The sequence below is a fragment of the Kitasatospora sp. NPDC051984 genome (assembly GCF_044593455.1).
Taxonomy (GTDB): Bacteria; Actinomycetota; Actinomycetes; order Streptomycetales; family Streptomycetaceae; genus Kitasatospora.
In genome coordinates, this window is the sequence record NZ_JBIUCB010000003.1 from 394,208 (window position 1) to 409,549 (window position 15,342).

At 71.3% G+C, this 15,342-nt stretch carries 11 protein-coding genes; 3 read left to right on the plus strand and 8 right to left on the minus strand.

Translation table 11 applies throughout. The features are described from left to right. The first annotated feature begins 49 nt into the window (after positions 1-49). The 3 genes from ACIHEI_RS08385 to ACIHEI_RS08395 all read left to right on the plus strand — a co-directional run bounded on the left by ACIHEI_RS08385 (position 50) and on the right by ACIHEI_RS08395 (position 5,590). Entirely contained in the window at positions 50-769 is a 720-nt protein-coding gene (locus ACIHEI_RS08385) for an ABC transporter ATP-binding protein (RefSeq protein WP_396606085.1), read from the plus strand. Then, positions 766-3,261: a hypothetical protein gene (locus ACIHEI_RS08390; RefSeq protein WP_396606086.1), complete on the plus strand. Its 2,496-nt coding sequence runs from the start codon at positions 766-768 to the stop codon at positions 3,259-3,261. The genes ACIHEI_RS08385 and ACIHEI_RS08390 overlap by 4 nt, the downstream gene beginning before the upstream one ends. 490 nt (positions 3,262-3,751) lie before the next feature. Next, positions 3,752-5,590 (plus strand): LCP family protein, encoded by a 1,839-nt coding sequence (locus ACIHEI_RS08395; RefSeq protein WP_396606087.1) that lies wholly within the window; start codon positions 3,752-3,754, stop codon positions 5,588-5,590. A gap of 70 nt (positions 5,591-5,660) precedes the next feature. On the opposite strand, the gene ACIHEI_RS08400 is transcribed toward ACIHEI_RS08395, so the two are convergent. From ACIHEI_RS08400 to ACIHEI_RS08435, 8 genes are all read right to left on the minus strand, one after another. After that, positions 5,661-6,479 (minus strand): HAD family hydrolase, encoded by an 819-nt coding sequence (locus ACIHEI_RS08400; protein WP_392953208.1) that lies wholly within the window; start codon positions 6,477-6,479, stop codon positions 5,661-5,663. A gap of 55 nt (positions 6,480-6,534) precedes the next feature. Next, the gene (gene serS / locus ACIHEI_RS08405; RefSeq protein ID WP_396606088.1) at positions 6,535-7,812 is read right to left on the minus strand and encodes a serine--tRNA ligase; all 1,278 of its coding nucleotides are present in this window, start codon (positions 7,810-7,812) and stop codon (positions 6,535-6,537) included. Between the two features lie 736 nt (positions 7,813-8,548). Next, positions 8,549-9,484, minus strand: a complete 936-nt coding sequence (gene pheA / locus ACIHEI_RS08410) for a prephenate dehydratase (protein ID WP_392953213.1) — start codon at positions 9,482-9,484, stop codon at positions 8,549-8,551. 157 nt (positions 9,485-9,641) lie between these two features. Then, complete coding sequence (gene efeB / locus ACIHEI_RS08415; protein ID WP_396606197.1) at positions 9,642-10,847, minus strand: iron uptake transporter deferrochelatase/peroxidase subunit; 1,206 nt, start codon at positions 10,845-10,847, stop codon at positions 9,642-9,644. Between the two features lie 5 nt (positions 10,848-10,852). Next, positions 10,853-13,246, minus strand: a complete 2,394-nt coding sequence (locus ACIHEI_RS08420) for a FixH family protein (protein WP_396606089.1) — start codon at positions 13,244-13,246, stop codon at positions 10,853-10,855. 10 nt (positions 13,247-13,256) lie between these two features. Further along, positions 13,257-13,742 carry a copper chaperone PCu(A)C gene (locus ACIHEI_RS08425; RefSeq protein WP_387640327.1) on the minus strand — a complete coding sequence of 162 codons (486 nt, stop codon included), beginning with the start codon at positions 13,740-13,742 and terminating at the stop codon, positions 13,257-13,259. Further along, positions 13,739-14,422 carry an SCO family protein gene (locus tag ACIHEI_RS08430; protein ID WP_396606090.1) on the minus strand — a complete coding sequence of 228 codons (684 nt, stop codon included), beginning with the start codon at positions 14,420-14,422 and terminating at the stop codon, positions 13,739-13,741. The genes ACIHEI_RS08425 and ACIHEI_RS08430 overlap by 4 nt, the downstream gene beginning before the upstream one ends. A gap of 146 nt (positions 14,423-14,568) precedes the next feature. Then, entirely contained in the window at positions 14,569-15,291 is a 723-nt protein-coding gene (locus tag ACIHEI_RS08435; protein ID WP_392953221.1) for a YcnI family protein, read from the minus strand. Between the last annotated feature and the right edge of the window lie 51 nt (positions 15,292-15,342).

The window sequence follows — 15,342 nt, forward strand, 5'->3', positions numbered from 1 at the left end:
GGTCCGGCGGGCCGCGTCGACGGGGCGGCCCGCTCTGCACAGGGGCGGAATGGGAAATCAATTGGCAAGTGTCATCCTTTCAGGTGTCCGTCGGACATACGCCTCAAGCGGCGGAGACGTCCACGCGGTAAATGACGTAGACCTTGAGGTCGCCGACGGCGAGTTCATTGTCCTGATGGGTACGAGTGGATCCGGGAAAACCACTCTGCTCAACCTGATCGGCGGTCTGGATCGGGCTTCGGCGGGCCGGCTGGAGGTGTTGGGAGAAGACCTCGCCGGGTTGTCGGAGGCGCGTCTGGCGCGCCTGCGGATGATCTCCATCGGATTCGTGTTCCAGGAACTCAACCTTCTTCCCGAACTCACCCTGCAGGAAAACGTCGCGCTGCCGTTGGAGGGCTCGGGGGTGACTCGTGCCGAGGCTCGCCGTCGGGCCGATGAGGCGCTCGTACGGGTCGGCCTGTCGGGGCTCGGGCCGCGATTTCCCGACGAGGTGTCGGGTGGACAGCAGCAGCGCGCAGCGATCGCGCGTGCCGTGGTGGGTGAGCGCCGCCTGATGCTCGCGGACGAGCCGACCGGTGCACTGGATTCTGCCACCGGCGCTCAGGTCATGAAGACTCTGCGCGATCTGTGTGATTCAGGGGTGACGGCAATCGTGTCCACTCACAATCCGGCCAATGCCGAGTATGCGGATCGTGTCGTCAGGATGCAGGACGGGCGGATCGTGGAAATCACCGCCGGAAGCTCGTTCACATCCGGGCAGTCCGCATGAAGAAGGAGCGCGAGACGACATTCTGGCTGGCCTGGCGCCTCGTCATCGGCCGCGGCTGGCGTCGGTTCTCCCTGATCGCACTTTTCACCGTCCCGGTTCTGCTGTCGACAGTGGCCATGCAGGTCATCGGGATGCTCAACCTGTCCGGCCCACAGAAAGCTCAGTCGCAGCTCGGTCAGGCCAATCTGTCGGTGGTGCCGGCGGTCACTGGGAAGAATCAGCCCGATCTTGCTTCGGCGCTTCCCGCCCCGGTGGCCCCTGGTGAGATGCTTCGGGTTCAGTCGTTCACCTCGCTTCCGGTGGTGATCTCCGGAATTACCCGGAAAATTCCCTACCGCGAGACCGACTGGTCGAATTCGATGACGTCCGGCCTGATGCGCACCGTGTCAGGGCGGCTGCCGAGTTCGGCCGATGAGATCGCTGTTTCCCGCGCACTGGCCTCGGAAAGCCACCTGTCGCTGGGTGACACCATTCGCTATCCCTGGGCCCCGGAATCGGCGAAACCCGCAAGAATAGTCGGCACCGTTGAGGACCCGACCGGCTATCAGGCGAAATTCGCGGCCGGGGGCCCGGGCTTGTTCGCCCAGTGGGACGACCATGTCCACACCGGTCTGCTTGGTCTCTCGACAAGCTGGCTGGTGAAATCCTCCTCGGCGACCGAGGCGATAATTACGGCCACAGCGCGGGCACAGCACTGGCAGGTGACCACGCGGAGCGCCGCATCGTCCTCCAAGACCCTGCTTGAGGCACAACCAGGGCTGCTGGCCGTGCCTGGACTGGCGATCGTCCTGTTCAGTGCTGCCGCGGCGTTCAGCATCCGTATGCGGCGCCTGAAGCGCCAGCTGGCCATGCTGTCAGCCATCGGCTTCAGCGGGGACCGGGTGGTGCGTCTCGCGCGTTCGGGCGGAGCCGTGGCCGTGACCATCGGCACCGCCACAGGTGTCGTGGGCGGAGTGGTGTTGGGGCAAGCGGCAAGGCCGCTGGTACGGGAGGCGGTTCAGCGGGATCTGAGCTCGTTCTCCATCCCGCTCACTGCTTTGGCGATTCTCACGTTCGGTGCAATCACCAGCGGCGTCGCGGGAATCTGGCTGCCCACCAGGTCCGCCAGGACCTCGTCGGTGAAAGAACGCCTCACCCGTGCGCCCCGCCCCGGAGGCCGGTCACGCCGCCACACGATCGTGGCCGTCGCCGGCGCAGTCGGAGTTCTCGCCGTTCTGTTCTCCGCGACCCAGGGCACCGGGGTCGTCGGACCGATCGGAGCCATGCTCATTGTGCTGGCCACCCTGGCAGCGGTGCCGGATGTCCTGCACACCCTGGGCCGACTCTCGACCAGGCTCCCACTGGCGGGCCGATTCGCTCTGCGCGACCTGGCACGGGAACGCCGCCGGCCGGTCGCGGCTATCGCCTCCAGCGCGCTGGCCGTGGTCCTGGCGGTCAGTACCGCCTCCTTCGTCGGCTCCCAGACTGAGCAGGACCGCAGGACACACGTCGGCTCGCGCCACGTCAACCAGGTCGAACTCCCCCTGCGCAACACGGAACCCTCGGCGGCCATCCTGTCGGCCATCCGCGGGGTTGTCGGCGACGCGACGCCGGTGGAGACCCTGCAGGCCGCCGTACCGGCCGAAGTGCATCCTGCTGCTGAGGGAAACCGCCTTTCGGTCCCACCGGTTCTCGTCCGGATCGGCAACGGCCAACTCGGCGATGTTCGGGTGGTGGACACCGCGGAGCAGTTTCGTGACCTCACCGGTAGGGCGCCGACCCCACGTGAGTGGAAGGCCCTCACCGAGGAAAACGTCCTCGTGTTGGCCCCCGGCCGACTGAACGGGAGTACCGAGGTGACGCTGAGCGTGCCACCGGCCGATCCCGGCAGCGCTCCACCCGCACCGGTGCCCGCCGCCGCAGTCCAGGCCGACCCGGTCGATCAGGTCACACTGGCCCAGACAAAGGCACTTCTGACCAGCGCCGGGACCCGGGCGAAGGGGTTCAGCACCTTCACAGTCGGTTACCGGGCGACTCTGGAGACCAGTGCAACGGCAGACCTTGAGAATCGACTCGGGCGCGCTGTCGAACCTCTGGGCATCCCCACGTCCGACATCCACGTCGAACGGGGGTACCAGCCACTGCTTCCAGCACGATGGTCAGTCACCCTCGCGATCGGCGCAGCCATCGCTCTGCTGTCGGCGATGACGGCAGTGGGAAGCTCCGCACAGGAGATCCGCCCCCGCATGCTTCTCCTGCGCGTCGTTGGTTTCGCCGGCGCCATCCAGCGGCGGATCCTCGCAGCTCAGGCTGCGGTCATAGTCGGCCTGGCGATGCTCATCGGCATTCTCGGCGGCTGGCTGGTGGCTGGGAGTCAGCTATGGCCGCAGAACATCGAGGTCTCCATGCCCTGGCCCACGATCGTCGCTACGGCACTCGGTGTGATCGGGCTCTCCTCGGCCTTCGCTGCCACGCTGCGGCCACACGTCGACTCTCGACTCAGGGAACGTTGAACGGCCTGTCATCGGCACAGTCTCGCTGGGTGTCCGCGCGGATTCCGCGTGGACACCTCTGTCTCTCGGCGGCGGGTGGACTTTCCACCTGCCGCCGAGGCTTCCGACGGACGAAAATCGTCCTGGCCGTCCGGCTGAACGAGGCCGCCCATCACCCGTGCTCTCACCTGTGGCGGCCGGCAAGCCCGCCAGGCTCAGCGCCAGATACATGAGAGCGACCAGGCCAGCGACGCTGTCACGTGTCATGTGAGACGCGTCCCTGCATGGGCGGCCGCGCCGGGGCTGTCGAGACGCTGAAGTCACCTGTCTCACACGGGAGAACGGGAACCCCTGGTGTGGACACGTCGTTCGAGTGCTCGGAGTGGAGACCCAGGCCGTGACTTTCGAAATGATCCCTTTATATGCTCCGCTCTCTAGCTTCATCCGTCGGCCCAGCGGACGGACTGGTTGCTGAGGCGCCCGACGGCCGCCTCCGGTGAAGGGTGTACGTATGGCAGGCCAGAGGGCGGGGGCGTCCGACGCGGATGCCGGCTGGTGGGAGAACGATCCGCCGCAAGGTGGCACCTACCAGCAGGACGCGCCCCGTCGCGACGACGCGCCGTCCACCGGAGTCCCGCGCCGCCGCGCGGCGAGCCACGACGACGCGCCGGCCGCCGGCGGCCGCGCCGCGTCCCGCCGAGCCCAGGGCCGCGGCTCCGCCGCCACCCCGCCGCGCTCCGGCCGCCGCGCCGCCCCCGCCGCCGAGCCCGAGCCCGAGACCGAATCGGCGGGCGGCTCCGGCCACGGCGGCCGGGCCGGCTCCCGCCGGGCGGCGGCCGCCCAGGGGCGCCGCAAGCCCCGCCGCACCAAGAAGATCATCATCTGGTCGCTGGTCGGCACCAGCCTCGTCGTGGTCGGCACCGGCGGCTACTTCTACTGGCGCCTGAACGGCAACATCTCCGCCTTCGACCGCGAGGGCATCGCCAAGGACCGCCCCGCGGCCGCCGAGCCCGACTCCCAGGGCCGCCGGCCGATGAACATCCTGCTGATCGGCTCCGACTCGCGCGACGGCGCCAACAAGGACCTCGGTGGCGGTCAGGAGGGCGGCGCCCGCTCCGACACCACGATCCTGCTGCACGTCTACGCGGACCACAAGCACGCCGTCGGCGTCTCGTTCCCCCGCGATGCCGTGGTCGACATCCCCAAGTGCCTGCTGCCGAACAAGAACTGGACCAAGCCGCAGACCAACGTCAGGTTCAACGGCGCCTTCTCGGTCGGCGGCACCGAGCAGGGCAACCCGGCCTGCACCCAGAACACCGTCGAAGCCCTGACCGGCCTGCGCGTCGACCACACCATGGTGGTCAACTTCGAGGGCTTCGCCGCGATGACCAAGGCCGTCGGCGGCGTCGAGGTCTGCCTGCCCAACGCCATCCACGACTACGACCTCAACCCCAACCTGCCCAAGAAGGGCGGCAAGGAGATCTACCCCAAGGGCATACAGAAGGTCGAGGGCCAGGCCGCCCTCGACTACGTCCGCCTGCGCCACGGCATCGGCGACAACTCCGACGTCGGCCGGATGAAACGCCAGCAGGCCTTCCTGTCCCAGCTCATCAAGTCGGTCAAGACCAAGGGCATGAGCCCGACCAACCTGCTGCCGCTGGCCGACGCCGCCACCAAGTCGCTCACCGTCGACCCCGACCTGGCCGGCGTCGACAAACTGCTCGACCTGGGGATGTCCCTCAAGGACATCGACCTGCACGACATCAAGTTCATCACCACCCCCTGGCACTACCAGGGGGAGAAGATCGGCCTCAACCACCCCGAGGTCGACCAGCTGTGGGCCGCCCTCAAGGCCGACCGCACCCTCGACGGCCAGGACGCCGGCGCCGGCGAGAGCCCCGCCCCGAGCGAGTCCGCTGCCCCGTCCACCAGCGCCCCGGCCGCCCCGCCCGCCAACGGCGCCGGCATCAAGGTCGCCGTCCTCAACGGCAGCGGCGCCTCGGGCCTCGGCAACAAGGCCGCGACCGCCCTGAAGGCCGCGAACTTCACCGTCACCAGCACCGGCAACGCCACCAGCCAGAACCACGCCACCACCGTGGTCCAGTACGGCAGCGCGAGCCAGAAGGCCAACGCGCAGGCCGTCGCCTCGCAGTTCCCCGGCGCCACCGTCGAAGCCGGCTCCGGCGCGGGCATCACGGTGACCCTCGGCAAGGACTACGCCGCGAGCGCCGGCGGCGACGGCGCCCAGGGCGGCGGCAACACTCCCGCCCCCGGCCCGCTGCCGACCAGCGTCACCAACGACGCCCGCTCCGCCGACGACGACCCCTGCGCCAACGTCAGCTACGGCTGACCGGCGGACCCGCGGCACACGAAAGCGCCACCGGCACCCGGCCGGTGGCGCTCTCGCCGTTCCTGAGGCGTCAGCCGTTGAGGCCGAACACCCGGTCCAGCACCACGGCGACGCCGTCCTCGTCGTTGGAGACGGTCACCTCGTCGGCCACCGCCAGCAACTGCTCGTGCGCGTTGCCCATCGCCACCCCGTGCGCGGCCCACCGGAACATCGGTATGTCATTGGGCATGTCACCGAACGCGATGGTCTCGGCCGCCGTGACACCCAGCCGCCGCGCGGCCAGCGACAGACCGGTCGCCTTCGTCAGACCCAGCGGAAGCAGCTCGACGATGCCGTCGCCCGCCATCACCACACCCACCAACTGACCCGCCACCGACCATGCCGCCTCGGCGAGTTGATCGTCCGTCAACTCCGGGTGCTGGATGTACAGCTTGCTCACCGGCGCGGCCAGCAACTCCTCCGGCGCGACCTGCCGCACCGGCAACCCGGTGGCGATCCGCAGCCGGTAACCCGGCCCCGCCACCACCTCGCCGTCCAGCCCGTCCTGATTGGCGGCGACCGCCAGCGGACCCACCTCGGCCTCGATCTTGGCCAGCGCCAGCGCCGCCAGCTGCCGGTCCAGCGTGACCGAGGTGAGCAGCTTGTGCGCACCCGCGTCGTAGACCTGCGCGCCCTGCCCGCAGACCGCTATCCCGGTGTACCCGATCTCGTCCAGCACCGGCTTCGTCCAGCCCGCCGAGCGGCCCGTCACGATGATGTGCTGCGCCCCGAGCGCCGTCACGGCGCCCAGCGCCTCACGGGTGCGGGCGGAGACGTTCTCGGCGCCGGTGAGCAGCGTCCCGTCGAGATCGGTGGCGACCAGCCGGTAGGGCAGGGCGTCGGTGCTCATGCGCGAAGTGCTCCAGGTGCTCCGGGACGACGGGACGGACGGGACGGGCAGGCGGTTACTTGGCCGCGGGCTCCAGGACGGCCTTCCCGCCGAGGAACGGCCGCAGTGCCTCGGGCAGCACCACCGAGCCGTCGGCCTGCTGGTGGTTCTCCAGCAGCGCGACGATCACCCGGGGGACGGCGACCAGGGTGCCGTTGAGGGTGGCGAGCGGACGGACGCCGTCCTTGTCGCGCATCCGGATGGAGAGCCGGCGGGCCTGGTACTCGGTGGTGTTGGAGGTCGAGGTGACCTCGCGGTACTTGCCCTGGGTGGGGATCCACGCCTCGATGTCGAACTTGCGGGCGGCGGACGCGCCGAGGTCGCCGGAGGCGACGTCGATCACCCGGTAGGGCAGCTCCAGCGCGTTCAGGAAGTCCTTCTCCCACTGGAGCAGGCGGCGGTGCTCGGCCTCGGCGTCCTCGGGGGTGGTGAAGACGAACATCTCCACCTTCTCGAACTGGTGGACCCGGATGATGCCGCGGGTGTCCTTGCCGTAGGTGCCGGCCTCGCGGCGGAAGCAGGACGAGAAGCCGGCGTAGCGCAGCGGCAGCTTGTCGCCGTCCAGGATCTCGTCCATGTGGTAGGCGGCCAGCGGGACTTCACTGGTGCCGACCAGGTACCGGTCGTCGTCCTCGAGGTAGTAGACGTTCTCGGCGGCCTGGCCGAGGAAGCCGGTGCCGTCCATCGCGGCGGGGCGGACCAGCGCCGGGGTGATCATCGGGGTGAAGCCGGCCGCGGAGGCCTGCGCCATCGCCATGTTGACCAGGGCCAGTTCGAGCAGCGCGCCCGGACCGGTCAGGTAGTACGAGCGGGCACCGGCCACCTTCGCGCCGCGCTCGGTGTCGATCGCGCCGAGCAGCTGGCCGAGTTCGACGTGGTCGCGGGGCTCGAAGCCCTCGGCGGCGAAGTCGCGGGGGGTGCCGATCTCCTCCAGGGTGACGAAGTCCTCCTCGCCACCGACCGGAGCGGCCGGGTCGATCAGGTTCGCCAGCGAGCGCTGCAGCCGCTCGGCCTCGTCCTTCGCCTCGCTCTGCGCGGCGTCGGCGGCCTTCACCTCGGCGGCCAGCTCCTTGGTGCGGGCCAGCAGGGCGGCCTTCTCCTCGCCCTTGGCGGCGGCGACCTGCTTGCCCAGCTGCTTCTGCTCGCTGCGCAGTTCGTCGAATCGGGTGCCGGCGGCGCGGCGGCGTTCGTCGGCGGAGAGCAGGGCGTCGACCAGGTCGACGTCCTCTCCGCGGGAGCGCTGCGAGGTACGTACGCGGTCCGGGTCGTCACGGAGCAGGCGAAGGTCGATCACGGATCAAGCCTACCGGTGGCCGGTGGTCCGGTTCCGGCCATCGCAGGGCTTGGGCGGGTATGTCGCACTCTGTCCGGAAATCTGGCATCCTGTGCCCGGCCATCGGCGCGGGGGGTGTGGGCAAGCGCTCCGGGGGCTGGGGATAACTCCCGCCAACTGTGGATAACCTCGGTGGACAACTCTTTCGAGGTCCGGTTATCCACAGGTGTGCGCCTGAGCCTGTGGACAGGGGAAAACCCATGGTCCGTGGGCCATCGAACCAGCATTTCCAGGTTTCAAACCTCGATACGGCTTCCCGAGTGAGGGAATTCGCTCGCTCGCACAGGTGATTTGTCGGCGCAGGGGTGACTCTGGTCCGATTAGTCCTCCCTATGCCCCTAGCTGATGATCTGACCGGGCCTGGGGGTGTCTTTACCGGTTTGTCGACTCCGGCCCGTCCTGTGGATAACTTCACAGCAGCTGGGGACAACCGCCCCTGTGGATGCCGGCCACCGCCCTGTGGATGAACCACCCCGCCCCGCACCCCGCACCGACGGCCCCCGGAGCACCGTCGGTGAACACCCGTCGGCCGGGCAGGTGACGTTCGGGCGTGTCGAAAATGAACGGAACGGGGCCCGGTGCAGCCCCGCCCCGGCCGAAATCGCGTTCTTGCGGTGCGGCGTGGTGTTGGGCATCGGAGTCCGCCCGTCGGGCGTCGGAGTCCGCCCGTTGGGCGTCGGAGTCCGCCCGTCGGGCGTCAGAGTTCGCCGCGGCCGTCCAGGCAGCGGGACAGCCAGTCCGCGGCGTTCGCGAAATCCAGGTCCGAGGTGCCCCGCCGGAGCGGGGTAGCGGTGCCCCGGTCGGCGCGCGGGTACGAGCCGAGAAAACGCACCTGCGGGCACATCCGCTTCAGACCCATCAGCGCCTCGCTGACCCGCCGCTCGCTCAGGTGCCCCTCGCAGTCGATCAGGAAGCAGTAGCTGCCCATGCCCTCACCGGTCGGCCGGGACTCGATCCGCATCAGGTTGATCCCGCGCACCGCGAACTCCTGCAGCAGCTCCAGCAGCGCACCCGGGTGGTCCTCCGGCAGCCAGACCACCATCGACGTCTTGTCCCAGCCGGTCGCCGAGGACACCCGCCCCGGCCGGCCCACCAGCACGAACCGGGTGGTCGGCGCCGCCGCGTCCTGGATCTCGTCCGACAGCACCCGCAGCCCGTACAGCTCCGCGGCGAACGCCCCCGCCACCGCCGCGTCGTACCGGCCGTCCTGCACCAGCCGGGCACCCTCGGCGTTCGACGCCGCCGACTCCCACTGCGCGTCCGGCAGGTTCGCCGCCAGCCAGTGCCGCACCTGCGGCTGCGCCACCGGGTGCCCGGTGACGGTCTTCACGTCGGCCAGCGCGGTGCCCGGGCGGACCAGCAGACCGAACGAGATCGGCAGCAGCACCTCGCGGTAGATCATCAGCGCGCTGCCGTTGATCAGCTCGTCGCTGGTGGTGGTGACCGCGCCGTCCACCGAGTTCTCGATCGCCACCATGGCGCCCGCGGCCTCGCCCGCCCGCACCGCGTCCAGTGCCGCCGCCACCGACGCCACCGGCGTCAGCTCCCGCGTCCCCGCCTCCGGCAGGGTGCGCAGCGCGGCCTCCGTGAAGGTGCCCGCGGGCCCGAGATAGGTGTAACGGGTCGCCGACATGACCGCCTCCGAACGAACAGCGTGATGCGAACTGCGAGATGCGAGCTTCCACGGGCCCACAGGGCTCGGTCTGCCACCTTAGCCACTTCCGCGGCCCCGCCGTGCCGCCGTCCGACGGCCGGGCAGCCGGGCCGAACGGCCGTGCGACGGTGCGCGGTCAGCCCTCCAGCAGCGGCTGCCCCACGTACCCGCCCTCCGGCGCGCCCGGCGGCACCGCGAACAGCGCGCCCGCCTCGTGCCGCAGGAACCGCGACAGGCCGTCGCCGCGCGCCAGCCGCTGCTGCACCGGGACGAAGCCGCGCGCCGGATCGGCCTGGAACGCGGCGAACAGCAGACCCGCGTCGGGCGAGCCGTCGGCCAGCAGACCGTCGTGGAACGAGAACCCGCGGCGCAGCATCGCCGCCCCGCCGTTGGAGTCGGGCGCCGCCACCCGGACGTGCGCGTCCGGGGCGATCGCCAGGGTGCTGTCCGGGGCGGTCGCCGCCAGGTCGACGGGGGTGCGCTCGCCGGCGTCCGGGCCGCCCGACAGCGGGGCGCCGTCGCTCTTGCGGCGTCCCACCAGGCGTTCCTGACGGTCCGTCGGCAGCGACTCCCAGTCGTCCAGCAGCATCCGGATCCGGCGCAGCACCACGTAGCTGCCGCCGGCCATCCAGTCGGGGCCGGTGGCGAACACCTTCGCGGCGAAGTCGGCGTCCTGCGGGCGCGGGTTGTTGGTGCCGTCGACCTGGCCCATCAGGTTGCGGCCGGTCATCGGGCGCGCGGTCGCACCCGGCGTGCGGCCGAAGCCCGACATCTGCCAGCGCGGCACGGCCACCCCCGTGGCCAGCCGGCGCAGCACCCGCAGCGCGTGCACCGCGACCAGCGCGTCGTCCGCGCCGATCTGCACCCACAGGTCGCCGTCGGAGCGTGCCGGGTCGAGCGCGTCGCCGGGGAACGCGGGCAGCGCGGCCAGCGCGGGTGGGCGACGGTCGGCCAGGCCCAGCTTGTCGAACAGGCTCGCGCCGAAGCCGAAAGTGACGGTCAGCGCGTTCGGGCCCGCGTCCAGCGCGATCCCGCTTCCGCCGTCCCAGCCCGGCTCGCCGACGGCCATCCGGGCCGCGGCCGCCGACCAGTCCCGCAGCAGGCCCGCCACCCGGTCCCGCCCGGCCCCGGCCGCCAGGTCGAACGCCACCCACTCCACCCGGGCCTGCCCGGGCTCCACGATGCCGCCCTGCCTGGGGCCGTGGAACGCCACCCGGGCGCTCCCCGGCAGCGTCTTCTTCTCCCGCGCCGACGCCCGCCCGCCCCACGCCCCGCCGACGGCGCCCACGGCCAACCCCGCCCCGGTCCCACCGAGCACGGCCCGCCGGGAGAGTCCCGCTATCTCCGTCACTGGCCCACCTTCAGCTGCTGGGTGGCCGTCACCTGGTCGATGTCGGACGACCGGACGGTCACCGAAACCACCCACTGCCCGGCCAGCGGCAACTGCGCGGTCCCGCTCCACGCACCCGTGCCCTCGGCCTGGAGCGTGACGGGCAGCGGACCGAGGTCACGGTCGGGAAGCGTGAACGCCAACTGCAACTCGGGAACCTCGACCGGCTTTCCCGCGCCGTCGGTCAGCTTGAGCGTGACCGCATTCGGCCCCGTCCCGACCGGGTTGACGGTGATGGTGGCCGTGCCCTTGGCGTTCGGAGTGCGGCCGCCGGTGTCGTACGGCAGCTTCAACTCCTGCGTCTTGCCGGGCACCGCGGACGCCCCCGCCACCGGAGCGCCCCCACCCGCCCCGGGCTGCGCGGCAATCGCCTGCGCGACCCGCCCGGGCGGCGAGTTGGTAAGCATCGTGGTGACCACCAGAACCAGGGCGGCGACGCTCGTCTCGACCACCACACTGCGCCGCAGCCCCGCCCGCACCGGCGAACCCTCGGCCGCACGCCGCCGGTGCGCCTTCGCCAGCACCGCCTGCTGGCGGGCGAGCTGCGCGGCGCGCTCGGCGTCGGTGTCGTCGGTGGCGGCCTGCGTCTCTCCGGGGGTGGGGGTTCCGGCGGTCGTGTTCGGGGCTGCGTCGGTCGTGTTCGGGGCTGCGTCGGTCGTGTCCGGGGCTGCGTGGGTCGAGATGGTCTGCGCGGAGATAGTCTCTGCAGGGATGAACTCGGGCGCCTGATCGCTTGTGATCGCGCCCGAATCAACTTCGGTCACGCCCGAGATGGTCTGCGCGGAGATAGTCTCCGCAGGGATGAACTCGGGGCCCTGATCACTTGTGATCACATCGGACACGATCTGCGCGGAGACAGCCTCCGCGGGCGCGGTCTCGCCGCCGGCGGCACCCGACGCCGCAGCCCTCTCGTCCGCACCGCGCAGCCGCGCCGTCCAGGAACGCGAGATCCAGGCGACGCCGAGCATCGACGCCACGCAGCCGACCTTGAGCAGCAGCAGCCGCCCGTACTCGGTGTCCACCAGCGCGCCCCAGCTGCCCAGGCCGCGCCAGGACTGGTAGACGCCGGTGCCGGCCAGTACCGCGACCAGCCAGAACGCCAGCTTGGAGAAGCGTTCGACGGCGGTGGCGGGCAGGCCGTGGCGCAGACCGGTGACGAGTACGGCGAGGCCGCCGAGCCAGCCGGCCATGGCGAGCAGGTGCAGCGAGGCGAGCGGCAGGGCCAGCGGGACCTGGATGCCGACCGAGGAGTGGTCGGCGCCGACCCAGGTCGCCGACAGCGCGATGGCCAGGGCGAGCCCGGCCAGTCCCAGCGCGAGCCGGGTGTCGCGTTGCGGGCGCTCGGAGGCGGCCCGCTCCAGCTGGCGCAGCTCCGCCTCCTCCGCGTCATCGTCCTCGTTCGGCGCGGAGCCCGGCGCGGAGCCCGGCGCGGAGCCCGTTACGGAGCCCGTTACGGAGCCCGGCGTGGAGTCCGGCAGGGATCCCGGCGCGGGCGCGGGCGCCGGCGGCTTCGGCTGGAGGCCGAGTTGGCCGACCAGCAGCGAGAGGAAGACACCGGCGGCGGCGAGCAGCAGCAGGCGGGCGGCGAGTGCGGTGCCGATCCGCTCGTCCAGGGTGGCGCGGACCAGCGACAGGTCGAAGGCCTGGCCGAGGCCGGTGCCGCGTTCGTAGGGGCCGCGCAGCATCAGCACGGCGACGGTGGACAGCAGCAGCGCGACCCAGCCGCTCATCAGCAGCCGCTGCACGCCGCGCACGGCCGCGCCGGCGGGCCAGATCAGGATCACGAACGCGGCGGCGCCGGCCAGCAGTGCGAACGCGCCGTAGGCGACGGTGCGGGCGGTGCCGTAGGCGAAGCCCACCGCGCCGTCGGCCTTGGCGCCCTGGACGGCGGCGGCGTTCACGGTGGTGTCGGAGGCCGCGCCGATGGAGAAAGTGAACGCACCGCCGATCGGGTGGGAGTCCTCCGAGACGGCCCGCCACGCCACCGTGTAGGTGCCGTTGCCGAGCCCCTGGCGGAGCGTCACCCGGGCGGTGGCGGCCTTGCCGTCCACATGGTCGGGCTTGCCGTCGTCGACGGCGGTGCCCTTCGGGTCGAGCACCCGCACCGAGTCCGCGGACAGCGACACGCCTTCGCTGAAGCGCAGCGTGACCGCGGCGGGCGCGGTCGGGACCACCGAGCCCTGCGCCGGGTCGGTGCTCTCCAGGGTGGCGTGCGCGGACGCCGCCGTCGCCCCGCCGAGCACCAGGGCGAGTGCCGCCACCAGCACCGCCAGCAGGGCGCCCAGCCGCCGCCGTTTCGCCGCCGTGATCACCTGTGCGCCTCTTCTCGTCACCGTGCCGTCTGCTGCCATCGCCGGGACCCTAACTTCCCGGACGGTACGTCAGTGGCTTCACCGGAATCTTGACCACGACGGTGCCCGCCTTGGCGAACTCCAGGTCCAGTTCCAGTTCGTCGCCGAGGGCCGGCTGCTTCGCCCAGTCCATGATCATCAGGTGGGTGCCGCCGCGGGCCAGGTCCAGGGTGCCGTGCGCGGGCACCGTCAGCTCGCCGACCTCCTCCATGGTCTTCTCGGTGGAGCGGTGCATGGTCACCGATCCGGCGCTCGGGCTGGTCACCTTCACCAGCCGGTCCGCACCGCCGTCGTTGCGCACCGTCAGGTAGCCCGCGCCCATCCCGCCGGGGGTGGCCGGCAGCGGTATGTACGGGTCGGCCACCGACAGCTGCGGCGGCGCGGCGGAGGCGCCGTCGGAGCCCGAGGACTGGCAGGCCACCACCACGGTGCCCGCGGCCAGGGCGGTCGCCAGGCCGGCCCCGATCAGCGCGGTGCGGCGGAACGCGCGGCTCACACCGCCACCCCCTTGGCGAGCAGCTCCAGGTCGTGCCGGTAGGTGTCCACCGAGGTGCCGGCCATGTACAGCAGGTGTGCCTTGTCGTCGGTCGGCAGGAACGCCAGCACCTGCGCGCCGTGCGTGGAGGTCACCGAGCCGTTCGCGGCGACCACCGGGTCCTCGACCATGATGCCGAGCGGCTTGGCGGCGGCCTTCACCTGCGCCAGGTCGCCGGTCAGCCCGATGAAGTCCTTGCCCATCGAGTCCAGCCAGGTCCGCAGCACCTGCGGGGTGTCGCGCTGCGGGTCGGTGGAGACGAACACGATGTCGATCTTCTGCCGCTCCTCCGGCGTCAGCTTGGACATCGCCACCCCGATGTCGCCCATGGTGGTCGGGCAGACGTCCGGGCAGCTGGTGTAGCCGAAGAACAGCAGCACGGTTCGCCCGGCGGTGCGCGCCTTCAGGTCGTACGGCTGCCCGGAGGTGTCGTTCAGCACCAGGTCGGGCTTGTCGAAGTGCTTGCTGAGCGCGGTGCCCTGGTACTGGCTGGTCGAGGCCTGCTTGCTGACCTTCGCCACCCCGTTGCCCTCCCCGCCGCCCGAGGAGGACGAGGAACAGGCGGACAGCGCGAGCGAGGCGCCGAGGACGAGGGCGGTGGCCGTCAGAAGCCGGGGGCGGGTGCTGCGGAGGGGTGCCAAGGGACTTTCCGTTCCGTGCAGGTGGGCCGTGCAGGTAGGCGGTGCGGGAGAGCGGTGCGGGAGAGCGGTGCGGGAAGGCGGACAAGAGGCGGTGCGGAAGGGTGAGGACCGGGCGGGGCCGCGGGGTGCGGCCCCGCCCGGCGGGGTCAGTTCGCGGAGCGGCGGCGCAGCCCGGCCACGCCGAGCGCCGCGCCGATCACGCCGACCACGATGCCGACCACGCCCAGGGTGCGGGCGGTGGAGTCGGAGGACTTCGCGGCGGGGGCGGCGTCCTGCTTCGTGGTGGTGTCCGTCGAGTGGTGGTCGCCGGCCGCGGCGGCCTTGGTCAGGCTGAGCACGGGGGCGGGCTTGGCCGGCTCCGGCTGCCCGTCCTTGCTGTCCTCGATCCAGCGGACCACGTCGCCGTTGTCGTAGGTCTGGAGCGCCTTGAAGGTCAGCTTGTCGGTGTCGGTGGGCAGCGCGCCCAGCGAGACGTTGAACTCCTGGTACTGCCCGGGGGCGATCTTGGTGCCCGCGTCGGCGGTCCAGGTGATCTTGGAGACGGCCTCGGTGATCTGCTGGCCGTGCGAGTCCAGCGGCTTGTCGAGCTTCGACTTCTCCAGGCTGGCCGTCCACCCCGGCAGCGGCTGGGTGCGCACCGACGCCATCGGGTGGTCCAGCGGCAGGTTGATCTCCAGCTTCACGGTGGAAGCGGTGTCGCTCTCGTTCGGCACCCGGAACGCCACGGCCGTGTACCCGCCCTGCTGGGCGCTGCCCGGCTGGACGGACACGTGCGCGGAGGCGGGAACGGCGGACGCCAGCAGAGCACCGGCCGCCACCACGAGCGCGCCGACGGAACGACGGGCGGTACGGGCGGAAAGCGAACGCATCAGGGGACTCCTGGGGAGGAAGAGGCCACGCGACAACGCGCGGGCCACGTG

Bases quoted from the DNA above. Each gene is read 5' to 3' on its own strand.
- ACIHEI_RS08435 (WP_392953221.1), bottom strand. From the start codon at position 15,291: ATGCGTTCGCTTTCCGCCCGTACCGCCCGTCGTTCCGTCGGCGCGCTC.
- ACIHEI_RS08385 (WP_396606085.1), top strand. From the start codon at position 50: ATGGGAAATCAATTGGCAAGTGTCATCCTTTCAGGTGTCCGTCGGACA.
- ACIHEI_RS08420 (WP_396606089.1), bottom strand. From the start codon at position 13,246: ATGGCAGCAGACGGCACGGTGACGAGAAGAGGCGCACAGGTGATCACG.
- ACIHEI_RS08395 (WP_396606087.1), top strand. From the start codon at position 3,752: ATGGCAGGCCAGAGGGCGGGGGCGTCCGACGCGGATGCCGGCTGGTGG.
- pheA (WP_392953213.1), bottom strand. From the start codon at position 9,484: ATGTCGGCGACCCGTTACACCTATCTCGGGCCCGCGGGCACCTTCACG.
- ACIHEI_RS08390 (WP_396606086.1), top strand. From the start codon at position 766: ATGAAGAAGGAGCGCGAGACGACATTCTGGCTGGCCTGGCGCCTCGTC.
- ACIHEI_RS08400 (WP_392953208.1), bottom strand. From the start codon at position 6,479: ATGAGCACCGACGCCCTGCCCTACCGGCTGGTCGCCACCGATCTCGAC.